Below are 20,542 nucleotides of genomic sequence, written 5' to 3' on the forward strand. Positions count from 1 at the left end.
TTTTTCAATATTGTAGCATATCTCCTATAAAAAAACTATGGAAACCTATAATATTTTCTTTCTATTCTTGACTTATATATTTATGTAATATATAGTATAAATATACATTCCTTAGGAGGGTGATTTTATGGATCATAAAAATAAAGCACTTTGGAGCGGGCGCTTTGCTGAATCTCCAGCAGAAATTATGCAAAAATATAGTCAATCATTAGATGTTGATTGGCAATTATATAAAGAAGACTTACAGGGCAGCAAAGCCCATGGAAAAATGTTACATCGTATTGGCATTTTATCGGAGGAGGAGCTTCAACAAATTCTAAAGGCTTTGGAAGAAATTGAAGAGGAAGTGAATCAAGGTATTCTCCAACCAAAAATTTCTTTAGAAGATGTCCATATGAATTTAGAAGCAAGATTAATTGAAAAGTTAGGTCCTTTAGGGGCAAAAATCCATACAGGTCGCTCACGTAATGATCAAGTGGCTACAGATTATAGACTCTATATGAAAAAAGCCATCAATGACATTAAAGAAAAAGTACTTTTGTTTTTAACAACTTTATTAGAAAGAGCAGAGAAAGATATCGATGTTGTTGTTCCTGGCTTTACGCATCTTCAGCATGCCCAACCTATTTCTTTAGGACACTACTGGATGGCTTATTTTTGGAAGTTTACCCGTGACTTAAAAAGATTTCAAGCAGCTTATGAGACAACCAATGTAAATCCTTTAGGAGCAGGAGCCTTAGCTGGGTCTACATTGCCTTTAGATAGAGAATTCACTAGAAAAGAATTAGATTTTGAAGTAAACAGCCAAAATAGCTTGGATACAGTATCAGATCGAGATTATCTTTTAGAATTCTTATTTGCTGCCTCCACCTTTGTATTACATACAAGTGGCCTGAGTGAAGATTTGATCCTATGGAGTACTTCAGAGTTTGACTTCATTGAACCGCCTGACGCTTTCTGTACAGGCTCTAGCATGATGCCTAATAAGAAAAATCCTGACGCTTTAGAGTTAACTAGAGGCAAAACCAGCGGTGTGTTAAGCAGTCTATATGATCTTATGATAAACATCAAAGGACTTCCCCTCACCTACAACAGAGACCTACAAGAGGATAAACGACCGGTGTTTCATACCATCTACACCGTTAATATGATACTAGATGTATTGACACCGCTGATAGCAGGTATTGCTCCTAAAGAGGAGAGTATTGCTCCGCATTTAAACAAAGGATTTTTATTGGCTACAGATGTGGCAGAATACTTAGTTGCAAAAAATGTCCCCTTTAGAGAAACCCACGAAATTGTAGGTAACTTAGTGCAATACTGTATTAAACACCACAAAACCTTCGAAGACTTATCTTTGGAAGAATGGCAAAACTATTGCCCTGCCTTTGAAAAGGACGTATATGATATTTTATCTCCTCAACTAGCAGTAGACCGAAGAAAAACCTTTGGTGGTACTGCCCGCAGTGAGGTAAAGCGTCAAATTCAAGAAGGAAAAACCATTATAGAAGTTTTTAACGCTTAAGCTTATAAAACCTGCTGATTCCCTATAGCAGGTTTTCTCCTTCTCAAAATTTTTTTCTATAAGTATAGGCCTATCACTTATTTATTAATTTTTTATAAATTTATGGTTATATTCCTAGTACTTTGGTTATAAATACTGTAGAAAAGAAATTATAGCCATAGTAAAAGGAGGAAATATTCATGAAGAGTTTTGGAGAATTTTTACAGTCTGGTGATTGGAAGGGCGAGAAACATGTGCCTGTTATCCATGCCCCTAAGAGTGTTAAAGCTGGTGAAGCTTTTGAGTTAAAAATATCTGTTGGGGATGAAATTCCTCATCCCAATTCATTGGAACATTATATTGCATGGGGAAAAATCTACTTCTTCCAAGATGGAGGAAAGTTCCCTGTAGAGCTTGCAACTTTTAAGTTTAATGCTCACGGAGAAGGCGGCAACTTTACAGAACCTGTAGGCTTAACTAAGGTAAAACTAGACAAGTCCGGTACCATCCATGCCATCATTTATTGTAATATTCATGGTGTATGGGAAAATAGCCAAGAAATAACCGTAGCGTAGTGTAAAAAGAATGACTTTTACAAAAGGTCATTCTTTTTTATCTTTGACTGGAGTAGCCCACTGAGGTTTAAGTTGCTTAATAACTTTATCATTATAACATTAACGTTAACTTAAAGTATAATTTTCATTAAAGAATCTCGCTAAAAGAATCTTATTACAGCGTGATTTGCGGGTAACAATATTCTTACTATAGCATAAAATGGAATTATGGAATTGAGGAGGCATTTTAATCTTTAAGTTCAACTTTAGCCTGCTCTATTAAAGTATTGGTGAAAACAATCGAGCAATGGATTCCTTAAATCTATGGTGAACAGGCCTTTTTTTATACTGCTGCAGCATCACTTGTCTACTTTCCTGAAGGTCTTGATAAAAACTTTTCTTTAGTTTTTTGTTTAGTTCTTCATCATATATAAAAGCATTTACTTCAAAGTTTAGCTGCAGACTACGGATGTCTAAATTTGCTGTTCCTACAGAGGAAAAGTTATCATCTACAATAAAAACCTTGCTATGAACAAAGCCTTTTTCATATTGATATATCTTTACCCCTGCCTCCAACAATTCTAGAAAGTGAGATTTGGAAGCCCAAAAAACCGTACGATGATCTGGTCTTCCTGGCAGCAAAATTCTCACGTCTACCCCTCTAATAGCGGCGGTTTTCAATGCCATTAAAATACTTTCATCTGGTATTAAGTAAGGTGTTGTAATAAATACCTTCTTATTTGCAGTGGCAATAGCAGAAAAATAAGCTTGATGTATAGATTCCCAATAGGAATCAGGACCACTAGAAGTTACCTGTATCATTTGCTGCCCACAGCTTCCTTGTGTAGGGAAATAGACAGCATCCTCTAACTCTTCCTTACTAACAAAAAACCAATCCCTTAAAAAGATAACCTGTAGCAAATAGACTGCTTCTCCCTTTATCTTTAGGTGGGTATCTCTCCAAAAACCCATTTTTTTATTTTTTCCTAAATATTCATCACCAATATTCACGCCTCCTACAAACCCAACTTTTCCATCTACAACCAAAATCTTTCTATGATTTCTATAGTTTAGTCTGCTACCTAAAAAAGGCAGTGTTACTGGCAAAAATGGCTTTAATTTTACGCCAGCATCCCGCAATGGACCTAAAAAACTCTCTTTCAAATGCCAACAGCCTACTGCATCATAAATTACCCTTACCTCTAAGCCCTCCTTCGCCTTCTTTATCAATGCTCTCTGAAACTTTCTACCTATATCACTATCCTTAATAATAAAATATTCCATATGGATATGATGCTTAGCGGTTCTGATAGCCTTCAGCATTTCACGGAAAGTTTCATAACCATTGACCAATACATTTGCCTCATTATTTACAGTAATAGGTGCTTCTGAATTATTTAATAACAGTGGTGCCACTTTACCCCGTGTATCGGTGAAGTTCTTTTTCAAAAATTCTCCGTAGCCAGTAAAGGCAATCTGGTGGTGTAGTAAACTATGTACTACCTTATAATCTTGTTTTCTTTTCTTAATAAACGTCCTCTTTTTCCTGTGGTTTTGACCAATGTATAAGTATAAGAACATGCCTACTACCGGCAAAAATATCAATGATAAAAGCCAGGCTACAGTTCTAGAGGGATTTCTATTATCTAATATAATTAATATGCTCACCAATATCGTTGTTATGGTAAATAAAGTAGCAAATATATTTAAAATATTCATGCTTTTCTCCCCCATAAATCTTATCATACTTATTACAGAAGTAAATTTTCATGATTTCTTAGTAAAATCTCTGCTGTTTCTTCTAGCAGTTTTTCTTTATTTATTTTAAGCAAAAAATCTGCATTCAATAGAATCCCTTTTTGTTTATGTTCCTTTCCTTTTTTGCTTTTACAATAAGTGCTAATACTTTTTCTCAGAAGTCCTTTTAGCGTATAGATATGAAAAGGATTTATCGCATTATACTCTGCCAAAGTTTCTACTAATCCAATAACAATTTCACCATAACTGCAATTTTCTTCTAAATCCATTAACAACACCCATTTAGGGATGATTTCCTCCAACAATAACCGATTAAGAGGCTTTGTAGGAGGAAGGTGGTATAGTCTTCCTAGTTCTTTGACAACCTTTTCTCCCCATCCCGCTAAAAGCTTTAATGCATCTTCCTCTGTAAGGTCATCTTTGAAATAATATTTTCTCCCTTTTAATCCTTTTAATACTTTTATTGTATCAAAATAACCTAATTTTATATTGTATTGGGCTCTTTTTTTAGTAAAATCCATAACACCCCCTAAATCTCGATAGGGTTGTATGTAGATAACTTCTAAGCCCTCTTCCTGTATCTTCTTGACTCTCCCTCTACTCAGCAATCGTACCGCTATAACCTTTTTATATCCTTTATTGTACAACATATCTATAGGAAGATTATTGTAAAAGCTCCCATCCAAAAATTTTTTGCCATCCAATTTTCTAGACTTAAAAATCGGCAGATAAGAAGAAGCCATAAGATAGTCTACGATTTTCCCCGCTGGTATTTCCTCCTTATAGATTTCTAAAGGCTTGAAATCCGTTAAAGATACGGTGACAAAGCCAAATTCTTTATTAGACTGCACAATTTTTTCTTCATTTACTGTTTCTTTAATAAGTTTTTCCAAAGGTCTTGCGTCAAAACCAAAACCCTTTATGAATTTGCGTATTTCTTCAAATAACAGATGTATGTTTATATTATTTAACTGGTTTCCCGAAAGCATTTCGTAAATTCTATCATCTACATCCATAACCATATGTGGAGTAATATCATGCCATATTCCATAAGCCGTGTCAAAATCCTCCTGAATCATTAAAGCACCGTTTAGTGCTCCTACAGAGGTTCCTGTGATCCCTTGAAACTCTAGGCCCAATTGTCTAAAAGCCTGCCATGCACCTATTTGATAAGCGCCCTTTGCACCGCCACCTTCTAAGGTTAGACCCAACATATGCTTCACTTCCTTTATTCTAAAAAATTTATTAGATATTTTGCTGGATTATAGGAATTCGCTGGTTATCTTTGTTGTATTATATCTATTATACGCCAAATTCTTATTTTTTGTGTTGCTATCTAAAAAACAATAAAAAAATAAGACGAAGTCCCTAAGCATAGGACTTCGCCTTTGATTGTTTTATGATGCTACTATACTAATCTCTTATAGCTTTCATATCTTTCTTGTGCTTCTTCTTCAGCCTTAGCAAATAAAGCTTCTGCTACCTCTGGGAAGGACTTTGTTAAGGAAGCATAGCGTACTTCGCTTAATAAGAAGTCTTTAAAGGAAGCTTTTGGTTCCTTAGAATCTAAGGTAAATGGATTTTTACCTTCTTTCTTTAATTCTGGGTTGAATCTATATAAATGCCAGTATCCTGCCTCTACTGCTTTTTTCGCTTGCTCTTGTGTTTTACCCATACCAGCACCAATTCCATGGGCAATACATGGTGAGTATGCGATGATGATAGATGGCCCTTTGTAAGCTTCTGCTTCTTTAACCGCCTTCATTAATTGGTTCTTATCAGCACCCATGGCTACCTGTGCAACATATACATAGCCATAGCTCATCGCCATCATACCTAAGTCTTTCTTCTTCGTTCTCTTACCTGCGGCTGCAAACTTTGCAATCGCTGCTGTTGGTGAAGCTTTTGATGATTGTCCGCCTGTGTTAGAATATACTTCTGTATCCATTACAAGAATGTTTACATCTTCACCAGATGCGATTACATGGTCTAATCCGCCGTAACCGATATCATATGCCCAACCATCTCCACCAAGAATCCATTGAGATTGCTTGATTAGGTAATCTTTCTTCGCAATGATTTCTTTAATAACTGCATTTGAAGCTTCTGCTTCAAGTAATGGAAGAATTTTATAGGTTGCAGCTTTTGATGCTTTACCATCTTCCTTACCATCAATCCACTCTTGGAAAGCTGCTTTTAAGTCAGCATTGATATCTAATGTCAGTGCTTCTTTCATTAAATCTTCAATTTTATTTCTAATTTGGCTTGTCCCCAACATCATACCATAACCAAACTCAGCATTGTCTTCAAATAAAGAGTTTGCCCAAGCTGGTCCTTTGCCTTGTTGGTTCTTGCAGAATGGTACAGATGGCGCACTACCACCATAGATGGATGAACATCCTGTAGCATTGGCTATCATCATTCTATCACCAAATAATTGTGTGATTAGCTTAACATATGGTGTCTCACCACAACCAGTACAAGCTCCTGAGAACTCAAATAATGGTTGTGCAAATTGGCTGCCTTTTACAGTTTCTATGTTGGTTAATGCTGATTTATCTGTAACAGTCAGAGCATATGCCCAGTTTTCGCTTTCTACTTCAACTTGTGGCTCAACAGGCTTCATTTCTAATGCTTTGTTCTTAGATGGACAGATATCCTCACAGTTGCCACAACCTGTACAGTCTAGTGGTGCTACCTGCATACGGTACTGTAATCCTTCAAACTCTTTACCAATTGTTTTTAATGTTGTAAATCCTTCTGGCGCATTTTTTGCTTCCTCTTCGTTTAATAGGAAAGGTCTAATTGCTGCATGAGGACATACAAAAGAACATTGGTTACATTGGATACAGTTTTCTGGAATCCATTCTGGCACAGTAATAGCAATGCCTCTTTTTTCATAAGCACTGGTGCCTAATGGGAAGGTGCCATCTTCTGCTCCTGCAAAAGCGCTTACTGGCAGATCATCCCCTGCTTGCGCATTCATAGGTCTTAAGATATTTTTAATGAAGTCTGGTTCTTCTACTGCAGCTGCTACTTCTTCTGCTGCACCACTCCAGCCTTCAGGTACATCTATTTTTACAAGGGCTTCTACACCACGGTCTACGGCTTTATGGTTCATATTAACGATCTTTTCACCTTTTTTACCATAAGCATGCACGATGGCTTCTTTTAAGTGCTTAATAGCATCCTCTACAGGGATAACTTCTGTTAGTTTGAAGAAGGCTGATTGCATAATCATGTTGATTCTTCCGCCTAAACCAACTTCTGCAGCGATTGCTGTTCCGTTAAGGGTATAGAAGTTAATATTATTTTCAGCAATATATTTCTTCATACTTGCTGGTAACTTTTCTTCTAGCTCCTCTGGTGACCACATACAGTTTAATAGGAAGGTACCGCCCTTTTTCAAACCTTTTAATAAATCATATTGATTTACATAGGCTTGGTTATGACAAGCAATAAAGTCTGCTTCATCAATTAAATAAGGTGACTTGATTGGCTTTTTACCAAAACGTAAGTGTGATATGGTAACCCCGCCTGATTTTTTAGAATCATAGGAGAAGTATGCTTGTGCGTACATGTCTGTATTATTTCCAATGATCTTAATCGCTTCTTTGTTTGCACCTACTGTACCGTCAGATCCTAATCCCCAGAATTTACATCTGATGGTGCCAGGTGTTGCTGTTGAAACCTTTTCTTTAATTTCTAAAGATGTGTTGGTTACATCATCTACAATACCTACTGTAAAGGCATTTTTAGGTGCTGTAGCCTTTAGGTTTTCGTATACTGCTAAAATTTGCGCTGGTACTGTGTCCTTTGAACCAAGACCATATCTACCACCAATAACCATTGGTGCATTTTCTTTACCAAAGAACATGGTTCTAACATCTTGATATAGTGGCTCTCCAAGAGAACCTGGTTCTTTTGTTCTATCTAATACAGCAATTTTCTTTACTGTCTTTGGCAGTACATCAAAGAAGTATTTTTCTGAGAAAGGTCTGTATAGGTGTACTTTTACTACCCCTACCTTCTCACCTTTTGCTATTAAGTAATCAACGGTTTCTTCAATCGTATCTGTTACAGAACCCATAGCAATAATGATGTTTTCTGCATCTTCTGCCCCATAGTAGTTAAATGGCTTGTATTCTCTGCCGGTAAGTGCTGAAATTTCCTTCATGTAATCAGCTACCATATCAGGAAGAGCATCATAGTATTTATTTGCTGCTTCCTTTGCTTGGAAGAAAACATCTGGGTTTTGTGCAGTTCCTCTTAACACTGGATGTTCTGGATTTAAAGCTCTATCTCTAAAGGCTTGAATAGCATCCCAATCTACTAATTTAGCAAACTCATCATACTCAATCACTTCAACTTTTTGCATCTCATGAGAAGTTCTGAATCCATCAAAGAAGTGTACAAAAGGCACTCTTCCTTTGATAGCTGCTAAGTGAGCAATACCCCCTAAATCCATAACTTCTTGAACACTACCAGATGCCAGCATAGCACATCCTGTTTGTCTTGTAGACATAACATCTGAGTGATCTCCAAAGATAGAAAGAGCATGCCCAGCTAAAGCTCTAGCACTTACATGGAATACTCCTGGAAGTAATTCTCCAGCGATTTTATACATATTAGGAATCATTAACAGTAGTCCCTGAGAAGCTGTAAAAGTCGTGGTTAAAGCTCCTGCTGCTAAGGAACCATGTACAGCCCCCGCTGCCCCTGCCTCCGATTGCATTTCTACAACCTTTACAGTTTGTCCAAATATGTTTTTTTGTCCTTCAGCACTCCACTCGTCAACATTTTCTGCCATGTTGGATGAAGGAGTAATAGGATAAATAGCCGCTACATCAGTAAAGGCATAGGAAACATATGCCGCTGCAGCATTTCCATCCATTGTTTTCATCTTTCTTGCCATGTGTGATAGCCTCCCTTTTTTAATTATCATGCAAAAGATATAGTCATAATTGTATATTTAGGATCATGTATCCTGTATACATAATTCTATTATATCTAAATGTTTTCATGATTTACAGTAAAACTTTTTAGATATCTTCAATTATTTTTGCATTTTAAAACCTTTTCCTGATATTTTAAAGGTTTCACCATAAAATTTTTGAAAGGTTCAAAATACTGGAAAATATGGTACAGTCACTAACAAAGTGATCTTCTATAGCTAAAGATTTAAAAATTAAACATAATTATAGATGCGCACTTCTAAAGTTAAATTTTAATATACACGGTCTATTGCAGCTTAATCCTATCTAAGCCTCTCCCCTATAGATAAATACTATGAATAGATGATAGTATGGTGTATAATAATATTTGAATATGTTTTATATAGGAGGTTTGTTTATGATTGTTGGTCATAAAAAAGATTTAGAAAGCGTCAAAGTTACACATCCCGAGGCAAAAAATGCCTTAATGAAGGTATTGGTATCCCCCAGTGAGGGTTGGGAAAGTCATGTAATGCGTATATTTGAACTAGCAGAGGGTGGTCACACACCTAAACATACCCACCCTTGGCCCCACATTAACTATGTTATTCGCGGGAAAGGAAGTATGCATCTTGATGGAAAAGATTATGTCATTGAAGCCGGGTCCTTTGCATATGTACCTTCAGAAGCAATTCATCAGTTTAGAAATGTTGGTACTGAGAAGTTAGAACTTATGTGTATTGTTCCAACAGAAGGACATCAATAGTTTTTTGCCTGTCCCTTTGATACATTATACATGAAATTTATTAAACCCTCAATAGAAAAAAACAAGAAAAAAACATTCTGACTACATTTTTTTGAAAAAGCCCTCTCACGGTGAAGTGAAAAGGGCTTTCAATCATATTAGTAATCATATTAGTACTAAATATTTAGCTTTTTACTTAGCTGATCTAACATATCTACTGTCATAGCAGCTAAATCGTATTTTGGGTTCCAGCCCCATTGCTTTCTTGCCTCACTATCATCTAAAGAATTCGGCCAGGAGTCAGCGATCTTTTGTATATCAGGATTTACATCATAATGCATCTCAAATTCAGGTATATGCTTCTTAATTTCTGCAGCTATTTCTTCAGGGTCAAAGCTCATAGCAGTAATGTTAAAGGCATTTCTATGGATTAATTTAGAAGGGTCCGCTTCCATAAGCTGCACAATCGCTTCTAAAGCGTCCGGCATATACATCATATCCATATAAGTACCTTTGTCTAAGAAACAAGAGTATTTTTTATTTTTAAGGGCTTCATAATAAATATGCACAGCATAGTCAGTGGTTCCTCCACCAGGTAGCGCCACACTAGAAATGATCCCTGGAAAACGCACACCTCGGGTATCAAGTTGATATTTTTGGTAGTAATAATCACACAGAAGCTCTCCTGCCACTTTTGTTACACCATAAATAGTGGTGGGACGCATCACAGTATCTTGTGGTGTTTGATCTTTAGGCGTAGAAGGACCAAATACAGCGATAGAACTTGGGGTGCATACGGCACATTGGTTTTCCCTGGCCACCTCCAGAACATTGTAAAGCCCATTCATATTTATATTCCATGCAACTGCTGGATTTTTTTCTCCAGTAGCTGATAAAACAGCTGCTAAATGGAGAATCGTATCTACCTTATGCTTTTTAACCGCATCAGCAATTTGTTGTGCATTGGTAACATCAACAATTTCAAAAGGTTCCGATGTGGCTTGGGAATCTTCTTTTTTACTTCTGCTGCTGGAAATTACATTATCATCACCATAAGTTTTTCTTAAATACATAACCAATTCGGATCCTATTTGTCCCAATGCTCCGGTTACTAATACTTTTTTCAATATTTCCACCTCGCTAATAAAATTTACTCACTCTACAAATACTATTGCATATGTTTATTATTATTTAAAAAAGCTTTTTTAAAACATATCTCTTATTAATTTTATTTGTTATTTTTTAAAGCCTTTTCTAAAAATCCCCTTCATTGGACATAAGATTATTTTTTTGATAAGATAACTTAGAATATAATAATAAAGGAGCGTTTCACTTATGGATAATAAAAAAGTTTTGGCCGTGGTAGGAAACCGTGAAATTACAGAAGGAGATTTGCAAACGATTATAAGAAGTTTAGATCCACAACGTGCTATGCAATTTCAAACTGAAGAAGGACAACAAAGATTGTTAGAGGAAATTATCGATCAGGAGTTAATGTACTTAGATGCAGTTGACAATAATATGCCTAATGATGAGGCTTATCAAAAAGAATTGAAAAAAATCTCAGAAAACTTTTTAAAGCAATATGCCATCAATCAACTGATAAAGGATGTTAAGGTTGATGATAAGGAAATAGAAGATTATTACGAAAATCACAAGGAATACTTCAGAAATCCAGCTGCTGCAAAAGCTAGCCATATTCTAGTAGATACCGAAGAAAAAGCGGAATCTATCTTAAAGGAAATTAATGAAGGTCTTTCTTTCGAAGAAGCAGCCTCTAAGTATTCAAGCTGTCCCTCTAAGGCACAAGGTGGAAATTTAGGAGAGTTTTCAAAAGGAAAAATGGTACCAGAGTTTGAAGAGGCTGTCTTCAATATGGAAAAAGGAGAGATCAGCAAGCCTGTAAAAACTCAGTTTGGTTATCACCTTATTAAGCTATTTGACCGTAAAAAAGAGGATACTAAGACCCTTAGCGAAGTCAAGGATAGATTAACACAACAGTTACTAGGCCAAAAACAACAACAATTATATCTTGAGAAAGTTGAAGGCTTAAGAAATAAGTATACGGTAACGATGAATATATAGTTTTTTAAAAAAAGCATATTTTAAAACAATTAAAATTTTTCTTGACATTCATTTTATTTAGTGATAAATTATATATCATAAATTTCATAATTTACTCTTATAAAGAGAGGTGGAGGGACTGGCCCTATGAAGCCCGGCAACCAGCATATAAAGTGCATGGTGCTAATTCCTGTAGGTAATGTTGTGCCTAAGAGATGAGAGGATAGGTAATAAAAAAACTTATGCGCTTCTCCATCTTCTTGGAGAAGCTTTTTTAATTAGATAAGATAAGAAAAGGAGAGATCATTCATGAGTAAAAAACAACTTCGCTTTGACACTTTGCAGGTTCACGCTGGACAAAGCCCAGATCCAACGACAGGTTCTCGCGCTGTTCCAATCTACCAAACTTCATCCTATGTTTTTAATGATGCGGATCATGCCGCTAATTTATTCGCACTAAAAGAACCGGGAAATATTTATACAAGAATCATGAATCCTACTACGGATGTATTTGAACAAAGAATTGCTGCCCTCGAGGGGGGCGTTGGCGCTTTAGCTGTAGCATCTGGTTCCGCAGCTATCACTTATGCCATCTTAAATATTGCAGAAGCTGGAGATGAGGTTGTTGCCGCTAGTACTTTATATGGTGGCACCTACAATTTATTTGCTGCTACACTGCCTAAACTAGGAATAAAAGTAAACTTTGTAGATCCCGATGATCCCGAAAACTTCGCTAAAGCCATCAATGAAAAGACAAAAGCTGTTTATATAGAAAGTATCGGTAATCCAGGTATCAACCTGATAGATATCGAAGCAGTGGCAAAAATCGCTCATGAAAATGGTCTTCCTCTTATTGTTGATAACACCTTTGGTACCCCTTATTTGATCCGTCCCATAGAATTCGGAGCAGATATTGTTGTGCATTCTGCTACAAAATTCATCGGAGGTCATGGAAGCTCCATAGGTGGTGTGATCGTTGACGGAGGAAATTTTGATTGGGAAAAAAGTGGCCGGTTTCCTGGTTTAACAGAAGCTGATCCCACCTATCATGGTGTAAAATATGTAGAAGCCTGCGGACCTTTAGCTTTTATTGTTAAGGCTAGAGTACAGCTTCTAAGAGATACCGGTGCTTCTTTAAGCCCATTTAATTCCTTCTTATTCCTACAGGGAATAGAAACGCTTTCTCTTCGCGTGGAACGTCACGTGGAGAACACAAAGAAGATTGTGGCATTTTTAAGTAAACATCCCCTTGTATCTTGGGTAAATTATCCTAGCTTAGCAGGAAATAAATATTATGAACTAGCACAAAAGTACCTACCTAAAGGTGCAGGTTCTATTTTTACCTTTGGTATCAAAGGTGATGTAGAAGCCGGTAAGAAGTTTATAAATAGTTTAGAGCTTTTTTCACTACTGGCTAATGTAGCAGATGCGAAGTCTCTTGTGATTCATCCTGCCAGCACTACCCATGCACAACTATCTGAAGAGGATCAAAAAGCTGCTGGTGTTACACCCGATATGATTCGATTATCTGTAGGAATCGAAGATGTTGAAGATTTAATTGAGGATTTAGATCAAGCTTTACAGAAGGCTGTAAATGAATAATTTGAAAGTTTTTATGATAAAGGAGGAAAAAATTTAAATGCCTGTTAAAATACCTGATCATCTGCCAGCTACGGAAGTTTTAAATAAGGAAAATATTTTTGTTATGACGGAAAGTCGTGCACTCACCCAGGATATTCGTGCCTTAAAAATTGGTATTTTAAACTTGATGCCCACCAAGATTACGACGGAAGTTCAAATTTTACGATTACTAGGTAATTCTCCCTTGCAGGTGGATATTGTACTTCTGCACCCCAAGAGTTATAAGTCTAAACATACGCCAGAGAAACATTTAACCTCTTTTTATAAGACCTTCGACGACATAAAGGAGGAAAAGTTTGATGGACTTATTATCACTGGTGCCCCAGTGGAACATTTAGCTTTTGAAGAGGTGGCTTACTGGGAGGAACTAAAAGAGATTATGGCGTGGCAGCTTCACAATGTAACCTCCACCCTTCATATATGCTGGGGGGCACAGGCTGGGCTTTATTACCATTTTGGTATTCCTAAATATACATTATCCTCAAAAATGTTTGGCATATTTACGCATACAGTAACAAAAAGAAATGTACCACTTCTTAGAGGTTTTGATGACATCTTTTTGGCACCTCATTCTAGACATACTGAAGTAAAGAGAGAAGATATTGAAAAGGTTCCAGAACTTGAAATTTTGTCAGAGTCAGAGGAAAGTGGAATTTACATCGTGGCTACAAAGGATGGACGACAGGTTTTTGTAACAGGACACTCCGAATATGAACCACTAACTTTAAAGGCCGAATATGATCGAGACGTAACCGCCGGCAAAGAAATAGAAAAACCCAAAAATTATTTTCCAAATGATGATCCCACCAAACCTCCTGTGGTTAACTGGAGAAGCCATGCTAACCTGTTGTTTTCCAATTGGTTGAATTATTACGTTTACCAACAGACCCCGTATAATATTAATGAGGTTTCCAAGGCAGAGGGTCAATGGGAGAGAAAACGCGAAGGTTCTCAAGTGTAAGTTTGTGAGAATATAATAAAAAAGAGAGAATAGATATATACATATACCCCATATATCTATCTCTCTTTTTTTATTTTAAGTGTGTTAAATAGCACACAAATAATTGATCGATAGACAACATCCAATATTTAGAATAGTTAAATTTTTTAGATAATTGTATTGACAGTATCCACAGATGCTGTTATAATACTTATTAACAATATTTTAATTATAAATTAAAAATTTTAAATACTCATTAAAACTAAAAAGAAAAGGATGATATCCATGCTTTGTAAAAAAATAGAAAACCAAAATAAAAAAAACCCGCTAACTACCTCTGTAGGATGTAAAGAAAAATTATCTCTTGTAGAAAAAAAAACCACTAAACCTTCTACTGCTAAGTATACCATCACAAATAGCAACTGTAATTTAAACTTTTGGGGTGCAGGTCCTATGGATCAAGACCTTAAATTTTATTAAGACATATTTCTACGAAGTTCAATATGGCAAGGGCTACATCTGCGGCCCTTGGTTGTTTTTTTGTTAATAAAGCAGCCTTAGACTATAGATCGCTAAAATTAGGTATAAAATGCAGCGGAATTTACTTGGAGGATGTAGTGCTTGATCTCCTACCTGCATAAGTAGATAACCCAAATCTTTGATTTGGTGTTAGTCACTTAGTTTGTTCACCTACAACTGAGGGTCTTAGCAATCCATCGAAGGATAGAAATGCGTATTTACAATTCCACGATATTATATTCCAATTCAAGGGTATTGATAAAGAGTATTTTTCTTCTAAGTATTTCGCCTCTGCCTATAAGTAATTTCAGTACTTCACTAACCTCTATAGAAGCCACTAATGCAGGGGTAAAAGAAGGGTTGCCTAATTCTTTTTCTACTCCCCTTATATCCTTTTTGGCATAGATTACATCTAATGTTCTATCCCCTGGAAGGATTGTTGTTACTTGCCCATACCAACCTGCAATGGCTCCATGAACCAAAGGTATATTAAACTTTTCTGCAGTCTCCTGTAAAATAAATCTAGTTTCTATGTTATCCAATGCATCTATGATTATGTCATGCCCCTGCAGGATTTCTTCGGCATTCTCTTTATTTAACTTGCCAACAATCGCATTTACATAGACATCAGAATTTACTAAAGCCATCCTTGCTTTGGCTGTTTCCGCTTTGCTCTTGCCTAAGGTAGCTTCATTGGATAAAATTTGACGGTTTAAATTTGACGCATCAAAGACATCTCCGTCTACCGCTGTTATGTATCCTATGCCTAACCTTCCTAGCATTTCAATAATATAACCACCGAGTCCCCCGCATCCAATAACACACACTTTATGGTTCCTTAACTGTTGATTTTCCTCTTCGGAAAGTGTTTTCATATTTCTTTCATACCTTTTCAACACCACCGCTCCCCCCTATGCACTTTGTTCATTTCTATTATACTATACTTCATTTATCATTTGACAAAATTTTTAGAATATTTTTATGAAAATTGTAATCAAATTTGCTTTGAGGATGTAGCCTGGCCTCCCGTTTCTGCAAGCGGGAGGCCGAAAGCACTACACTGAAGAATAACTATTATAGATGGGGTCTTTAGTTAACATGAATATTTTACTTAAAGGGCTTATACTGACTTACAGGAAGAACACGTGCAACATACACACGATCTATCATCACATTTCCATATTTCTTGCCATTGGGAGATATGACATTAAAGTACTCTTGGTTATACTGAATACCCCTAGTGGAATCTTGACTGGACCAATATTTGAAACCTATTATTTGATTTCCCTCTCTAATCCACTCTAGGAACACAGCCGTGTGACCCGTATTGTTTTCTCTGCTTATGTCAATAAAATCTCCTGCCGCAGCTTCTTCTAAGTTTCGGATCCGTTGGCCTACTCCATATTTTTCTACAGCAACAGCAATGTTGCTCTGTGATTTAGGACCCTTTGCTGCGTACCAGGTAAGAACAAAATCGTATAGCTCGTCCCATGTCATATTATTAAAATTATCAGGAGAAATGCCCAACTGTCTATTTCTAGCCTGCATTGCTTTAAAAAACACCTCGAAGGTAATACCTGAGCAGTGGCTTGCCCTATTGCCGCTGGGGTGTGCCTTTAGCAATTCTTGATTTTGATAATGAAGTGTTGTGGTTACCCCATTGTAGTTGGCGTAATCATTATTCAGTAGATAAGGATACCTCCCCCCAGCAATTTTATAACTTTTGATGACCTGTAAAACATAGGGATTTAAGTATTGGCTTAAGTTCTTGTTTGCCCCTGCTGTCGGCGGTATAACTGCTGCTGTTTCCTCTGCCCCACTATCTTGTTCCACCTTCTCTTCGACTTCTCCTGAATCTTCCTTGTTCCCCCCTTTTTGCATTTCTGCGTCTTCTACTTCTGTTCCTGCGTTAGATTCTTCTTTTAACTGTATTTCTTCCCCTATCCTACCCATTACTTCTTTGTTTTCAAGCAACAAAGGTTTCTTTACTTTATTTTTTGATGGTAAAGGATTATGCAGCTGCGTAAAAAAATCCTCTGTAGTATATGTAGCACTCTCTGTTGTTACGTTATTTTTTTCTTGCATAAAGGGTTTATACATGGTAAAAACTATAATCGTTATCACACATAAAATAAGGGTTGTTATAAGGGTAACTATTTTCTTACGGCGCATCTTCATCCTGCTCCTTTTTTCTGTCGATTTTATAGTAATCGCCTGTAAAACCCTAATCTTTCAGGCAAAATTCTTCTCACAACTTATTATACTAGACATATAAAGGACTAGATATAAGAAATATCTGTCAAAAACAAAGTTAAGGTTCCTGCCTATAGATTTACTCCTTATACTGAATTTTTACAGCCTTAGCTCTGTATAAACAACAAAAAACCTGCTATATTCTGAAAATCACTTTTTCAGTGTCCTCAGATCCTCAGCAGGTTTGTTGTTATTATTATTTTAAATCTTAAAAGAACTTTTTAATAATACAATTCTATTAAATACAATCTTATTTTCTTTTGTATCCTTAGGATCTACATTAAAGTAACCGTGTCGGAAGAATTGGAACTTATCTTGAAGCTCTGCCTTTTTCATGTTAGGCTCTACAAAACCCTCAATGACTTCAAGGGAATTTGGATTAATCTGATCTAAAAAGCTTTTTTCTTCTTCCTGTTCTTCCTCTAAGATCAAAGGTTCATATAGTCGAAAGGTTGCAGGCACTGCGTTTTTTGCATCTACCCAATGAATTGTTCCCTTTACCTTTCTTCCAGTAAAACCACTGCCACTTTTTGTTTCAGGGTCATAGGTACAGTGTAGTTCTATCACCTTACCTTTTTCATCCTTAATGACTTCATTGCATTTGATGAAATAAGCGTGTTTCAATCTTACCTCGTTTCCAGGGAATAACCTAAAGTACTTTTTCGGTGGATTTTCCATAAAATCTTCTTCTTCAATATAAATCTCTCTAGAAAAAGGAATTTGTCGGTTTCCCATGGCAGGATCATCTGGATTGTTTTCTGCCTCTAGCATTTCCACCTGATCCTCTGGATAATTAGTGATGACCACTTTTAAAGGCTTTAATATCGCCATGGTTCTAGGGGCTTTAGCATTTAAATCTTCCCGAATAAAATGTTCCAACATTTGAACATCTACAACGCTATGACTTTTTGCAACGCCAATTTCTCTACAGAATCGCCTTATAGCTTCTGGTGTATATCCCTTTCTTCTAAGACCAGCAATCGTAGGCATTCTTGGATCGTCCCATCCATCTACAACACCTTCATCCACCAGTTGTTTTAATTTTCTCTTACTCATAACAGTGTTGGTTAAGTTTAGCCGAGCAAATTCAATTTGCTGTGGTTGGCTTTCTGTCTCACACTCTTGGATCACCCAATCGTACAATGGCCGATGGTCTTCAAATTCCATGGTACAAATAGAATGCGTCACCCCTTCTATAGCATCCTCTAGGGGATGGGCATAGTCATACATTGGGTAAATACACCACTTGTCTCCTGTATTATGATGACTGGCATGAAGGATTCGATAAAGCACTGGATCTCTCATATTGAGATTTGGTGAAGCCATGTCAATTTTTGCTCTCAGCACCTTCTCTCCATCCTTAAACTCCCCTTTACGCATGCGGTCAAATAAATCTAAGTTTTCCTCTACAGAACGATTTCTATAGGGGCTTTCCTTTCCTGCCTCTGTTAGGGTTCCACGATATCCTCTTATTTCCTCTGCTGATAAATCACATACATAGGCTTTTCCTTTTTTGATCAGCAGCATCGCACGTTGGTACATTTCTTCAAAGTAATCAGAGGCAAAATAAAGGTTCTCCCATTGAAAACCTAGCCACTGAACATCTTCTTTAATAGATTCAACATACTCCGTGTCTTCCTTAGCTGGATTCGTATCATCAAAGCGCAAGTTTGTCTTGCCGTTAAACTCATCTGCTAACTCGAAGTTCAATACGATGGACTTCGCGTGTCCTATATGTAAATATCCATTAGGCTCTGGTGGAAAACGCGTTACAATCTCTTTATGTTTCCCTACTTGCAAATCCTGGTGAACAATATTTTTTATAAAGTTTGAACTGGTAGGTTTGTTTTCCATTTTGTTCCCCTTCCTTTTTTATTTTGTTATCTATTATCCTCTATATTGAAATAAATATATCATATATTTTGATTTTTTTCCATGTGTCCCACAGATATTTTAGCATAAAACCATACAGAATGTATTTTTTGAAGGAAAAGAAAACAAAATACATTTAGTAAAATAATAAGGATGCGTATTTCATGGCCAATGTCCAATTTCAGTTAAAGGAACCCTTCTTTACAAATTATAACCTTATTTAGGAGGAATAAAATTATGAAAGATCTTTTAAGCATCAATCCTCAATCCTATTGGCTCGCCTCTACGGAAAAAACAGACTATCCTACGCTGCAAGAGGACCTTGTAGTAGATGTTGTCATCATAGGAGGTGGCATGACTGGTATTACTGCTGCTACCTTATTAAAAAAAGAGGGCCTTAAGGTGGCTATTATTGAAGCCGATGGTATTTTACAAGGCACCACAGGCCATACCACCGCTAAAATTACCTCTCAGCACGGTCTCATCTATGATAAAATTAAAAACCAAATGGGAGAAGAAAAGGCACGGCAGTATGCTGATGCAAACCAGTCTGCCATCCACATGATTGCAGACTTGATCAAAGAAAAAAATATTGATTGTGATTTTTCATGGCAGTCTGCCTTTGTCTATACACAATCGGAAACTTACGTACAAAAAATTGCAAACGAAGCGAAAACTGCTGCCTTTTTAGACATTAAAGCCACTTATACAGAGGACTTACCTCTACCCTTTCCTATCAAAGCAGCGGTAGCCTTCGAAGGGCAAGCTCAATTTCATCCTAGAAAATACTTATTGGCTCTTGCCAAAGAAATACCTGGAGATGGCAGTTACATCTTCGAAAACACAAAAGCAGTTGATATTGAAGAAAAAAATCCTGCTATCGTTATTACAGAGAAAGGACCCAGAGTGTTTGCTTTCAATGTTATCATTGCATCCCATTACCCCTTCTACGATAAACCTGGATTTTATTTTTCAAGACTTTATCCAGAGCGTTCCTATGTATTAGGGTTAAACGCAAAGGAAAAGTTTCCTGGCGGCATGTTTATCAGCGCTGAAGAACCCACCCGTTCTTTGCGTTCTCAAGCTTTTAAAGATAAAGAACTTATCCTCCTTAGTGGTGAGCATCATAAAACAGGTCATGGAAAGAGCACCCTTTCCCATTACAAAAATTTAGAGAAGTTTGCTAATGAACATTTTGAAATAGAGGATATCCTGTTTAGGTGGTCCACGCAGGATTATTCTACACCGGATGGTCTTCCCTATGCAGGCCAGCTAACAGCAACAATTCCTAATATCTATGTGGCTACAGGCTTCCACAAATGGGGGATGACCAACAGCACTGTATCTGCTATGCTTTTGAGAGATCTTATCGTAAAGGGCGACAGTCCATGGGCCTCAGTATACGATCCCTCTCGTTTTACTCCTGCTGCTTCAGCCTCTAATTTCATCGTAGAAAATGTAGATGTAGCTGTCAACTTTGTTTCAGGCAAAATTTTACCTGCTGCGACAAATCAGGATCTCCAACCAAATGAGGGTAAGGTCCTACAAGTAGAAGGAAAAAAGGTAGGGGCTTATCGAGACGAGAAGGGAGAATTACATTTAGTAGATACCACATGCACGCATATGTACTGCGAAACAAAATGGAATGATGCCGAAAAAACTTGGGATTGTCCCTGTCATGGTTCTAGGTTTTCCTGCGATGGAGATATTGTTGAAGGTCCTGCACTAAAACCACTAACAAAATATAAGTAGTAATAT

General features: G+C 36.8%; 15 protein-coding genes and 1 riboswitch. Of the genes, 8 read left to right on the plus strand and 7 right to left on the minus strand.

All coding sequences use genetic code 11. The features are described 5' to 3' along the window. Nucleotides 1–127 precede the first annotated feature (127 nt). Both argH and BJL90_RS04515 read left to right on the plus strand, forming a co-directional pair. Nucleotides 128–1,525 carry an argininosuccinate lyase gene (argH, locus tag BJL90_RS04510; RefSeq protein ID WP_070964627.1) on the plus strand — a complete coding sequence of 466 codons (1,398 nt, stop codon included), beginning with the start codon at nucleotides 128–130 and terminating at the stop codon, nucleotides 1,523–1,525. A gap of 179 nt (nucleotides 1,526–1,704) precedes the next feature. Continuing rightward, on the plus strand, nucleotides 1,705–2,079 hold the full coding sequence (locus tag BJL90_RS04515; protein WP_070964630.1) for a class II SORL domain-containing protein: 375 nt from the start codon (nucleotides 1,705–1,707) through the stop codon (nucleotides 2,077–2,079). 258 nt (nucleotides 2,080–2,337) lie between these two features. Here BJL90_RS04515 and cls read toward each other — a convergent pair whose 3' ends face one another. From cls to nifJ, 3 genes are all read right to left on the minus strand, one after another. Continuing rightward, entirely contained in the window at nucleotides 2,338–3,777 is a 1,440-nt protein-coding gene (gene cls / locus BJL90_RS04520) for a cardiolipin synthase (protein ID WP_070964633.1), read from the minus strand. Between the two features lie 32 nt (nucleotides 3,778–3,809). Then, nucleotides 3,810–5,030: a patatin-like phospholipase family protein gene (locus BJL90_RS04525; protein ID WP_070964636.1), complete on the minus strand. Its 1,221-nt coding sequence runs from the start codon at nucleotides 5,028–5,030 to the stop codon at nucleotides 3,810–3,812. 194 nt (nucleotides 5,031–5,224) lie between these two features. Beyond that, entirely contained in the window at nucleotides 5,225–8,731 is a 3,507-nt protein-coding gene (gene nifJ, locus BJL90_RS04530) for a pyruvate:ferredoxin (flavodoxin) oxidoreductase (protein WP_070964639.1), read from the minus strand. A gap of 437 nt (nucleotides 8,732–9,168) precedes the next feature. Between nifJ and BJL90_RS04535 the strand changes: the two genes are divergently transcribed. Continuing rightward, nucleotides 9,169–9,516 (plus strand): cupin domain-containing protein, encoded by a 348-nt coding sequence (locus BJL90_RS04535; protein ID WP_070964642.1) that lies wholly within the window; start codon nucleotides 9,169–9,171, stop codon nucleotides 9,514–9,516. Between the two features lie 155 nt (nucleotides 9,517–9,671). On the opposite strand, the gene BJL90_RS04540 is transcribed toward BJL90_RS04535, so the two are convergent. Beyond that, nucleotides 9,672–10,622, minus strand: coding sequence for an L-threonine 3-dehydrogenase (locus BJL90_RS04540; protein ID WP_070964645.1), 951 nt, complete (start codon nucleotides 10,620–10,622; stop codon nucleotides 9,672–9,674). A 208-nt stretch (nucleotides 10,623–10,830) separates the two neighbouring features. Between BJL90_RS04540 and BJL90_RS04545 the strand changes: the two genes are divergently transcribed. The 4 genes from BJL90_RS04545 to BJL90_RS04560 all read left to right on the plus strand — a co-directional run bounded on the left by BJL90_RS04545 (nucleotide 10,831) and on the right by BJL90_RS04560 (nucleotide 14,620). Then, a complete protein-coding gene (locus tag BJL90_RS04545; protein ID WP_070964649.1) occupies nucleotides 10,831–11,580 on the plus strand; it encodes a peptidylprolyl isomerase in 750 nt (249 codons plus the stop codon). A gap of 94 nt (nucleotides 11,581–11,674) precedes the next feature. Continuing rightward, nucleotides 11,675–11,781: riboswitch (SAM riboswitch) on the plus strand. Between the two features lie 87 nt (nucleotides 11,782–11,868). Next, complete coding sequence (locus BJL90_RS04550) at nucleotides 11,869–13,161, plus strand: homocysteine synthase (RefSeq protein WP_070964651.1); 1,293 nt, start codon at nucleotides 11,869–11,871, stop codon at nucleotides 13,159–13,161. Nucleotides 13,162–13,198: 37 nt separating this feature from the next. Then, nucleotides 13,199–14,161 (plus strand): homoserine O-acetyltransferase MetA, encoded by a 963-nt coding sequence (gene metA, locus BJL90_RS04555; protein WP_070964652.1) that lies wholly within the window; start codon nucleotides 13,199–13,201, stop codon nucleotides 14,159–14,161. 264 nt (nucleotides 14,162–14,425) lie between these two features. Further along, nucleotides 14,426–14,620 carry a hypothetical protein gene (locus BJL90_RS04560; RefSeq protein ID WP_070964655.1) on the plus strand — a complete coding sequence of 65 codons (195 nt, stop codon included), beginning with the start codon at nucleotides 14,426–14,428 and terminating at the stop codon, nucleotides 14,618–14,620. A 257-nt stretch (nucleotides 14,621–14,877) separates the two neighbouring features. Here BJL90_RS04560 and BJL90_RS04565 read toward each other — a convergent pair whose 3' ends face one another. The 3 genes from BJL90_RS04565 to BJL90_RS04575 form a co-directional block, all read right to left on the minus strand. Further along, nucleotides 14,878–15,558, minus strand: coding sequence for a HesA/MoeB/ThiF family protein (locus BJL90_RS04565; RefSeq protein ID WP_472235164.1), 681 nt, complete (start codon nucleotides 15,556–15,558; stop codon nucleotides 14,878–14,880). 208 nt (nucleotides 15,559–15,766) lie between these two features. Beyond that, the gene (locus tag BJL90_RS04570; protein WP_156778702.1) at nucleotides 15,767–16,837 is read right to left on the minus strand and encodes a hypothetical protein; all 1,071 of its coding nucleotides are present in this window, start codon (nucleotides 16,835–16,837) and stop codon (nucleotides 15,767–15,769) included. A gap of 276 nt (nucleotides 16,838–17,113) precedes the next feature. Beyond that, nucleotides 17,114–18,766 (minus strand): glutamine--tRNA ligase/YqeY domain fusion protein, encoded by a 1,653-nt coding sequence (locus tag BJL90_RS04575; RefSeq protein ID WP_070964661.1) that lies wholly within the window; start codon nucleotides 18,764–18,766, stop codon nucleotides 17,114–17,116. Nucleotides 18,767–19,021: 255 nt separating this feature from the next. Here BJL90_RS04575 and BJL90_RS04580 point away from each other — a divergent pair, with 255 nt between their 5' ends. Next, the gene (locus BJL90_RS04580) at nucleotides 19,022–20,536 is read left to right on the plus strand and encodes an FAD-dependent oxidoreductase (RefSeq protein ID WP_070964663.1); all 1,515 of its coding nucleotides are present in this window, start codon (nucleotides 19,022–19,024) and stop codon (nucleotides 20,534–20,536) included. The last annotated feature ends 6 nt before the right edge of the window (nucleotides 20,537–20,542 follow it).

The organism is Clostridium formicaceticum (assembly GCF_001854185.1).
GTDB lineage: Bacteria > Bacillota > Clostridia > Peptostreptococcales > Natronincolaceae > Andreesenella > Andreesenella formicacetica.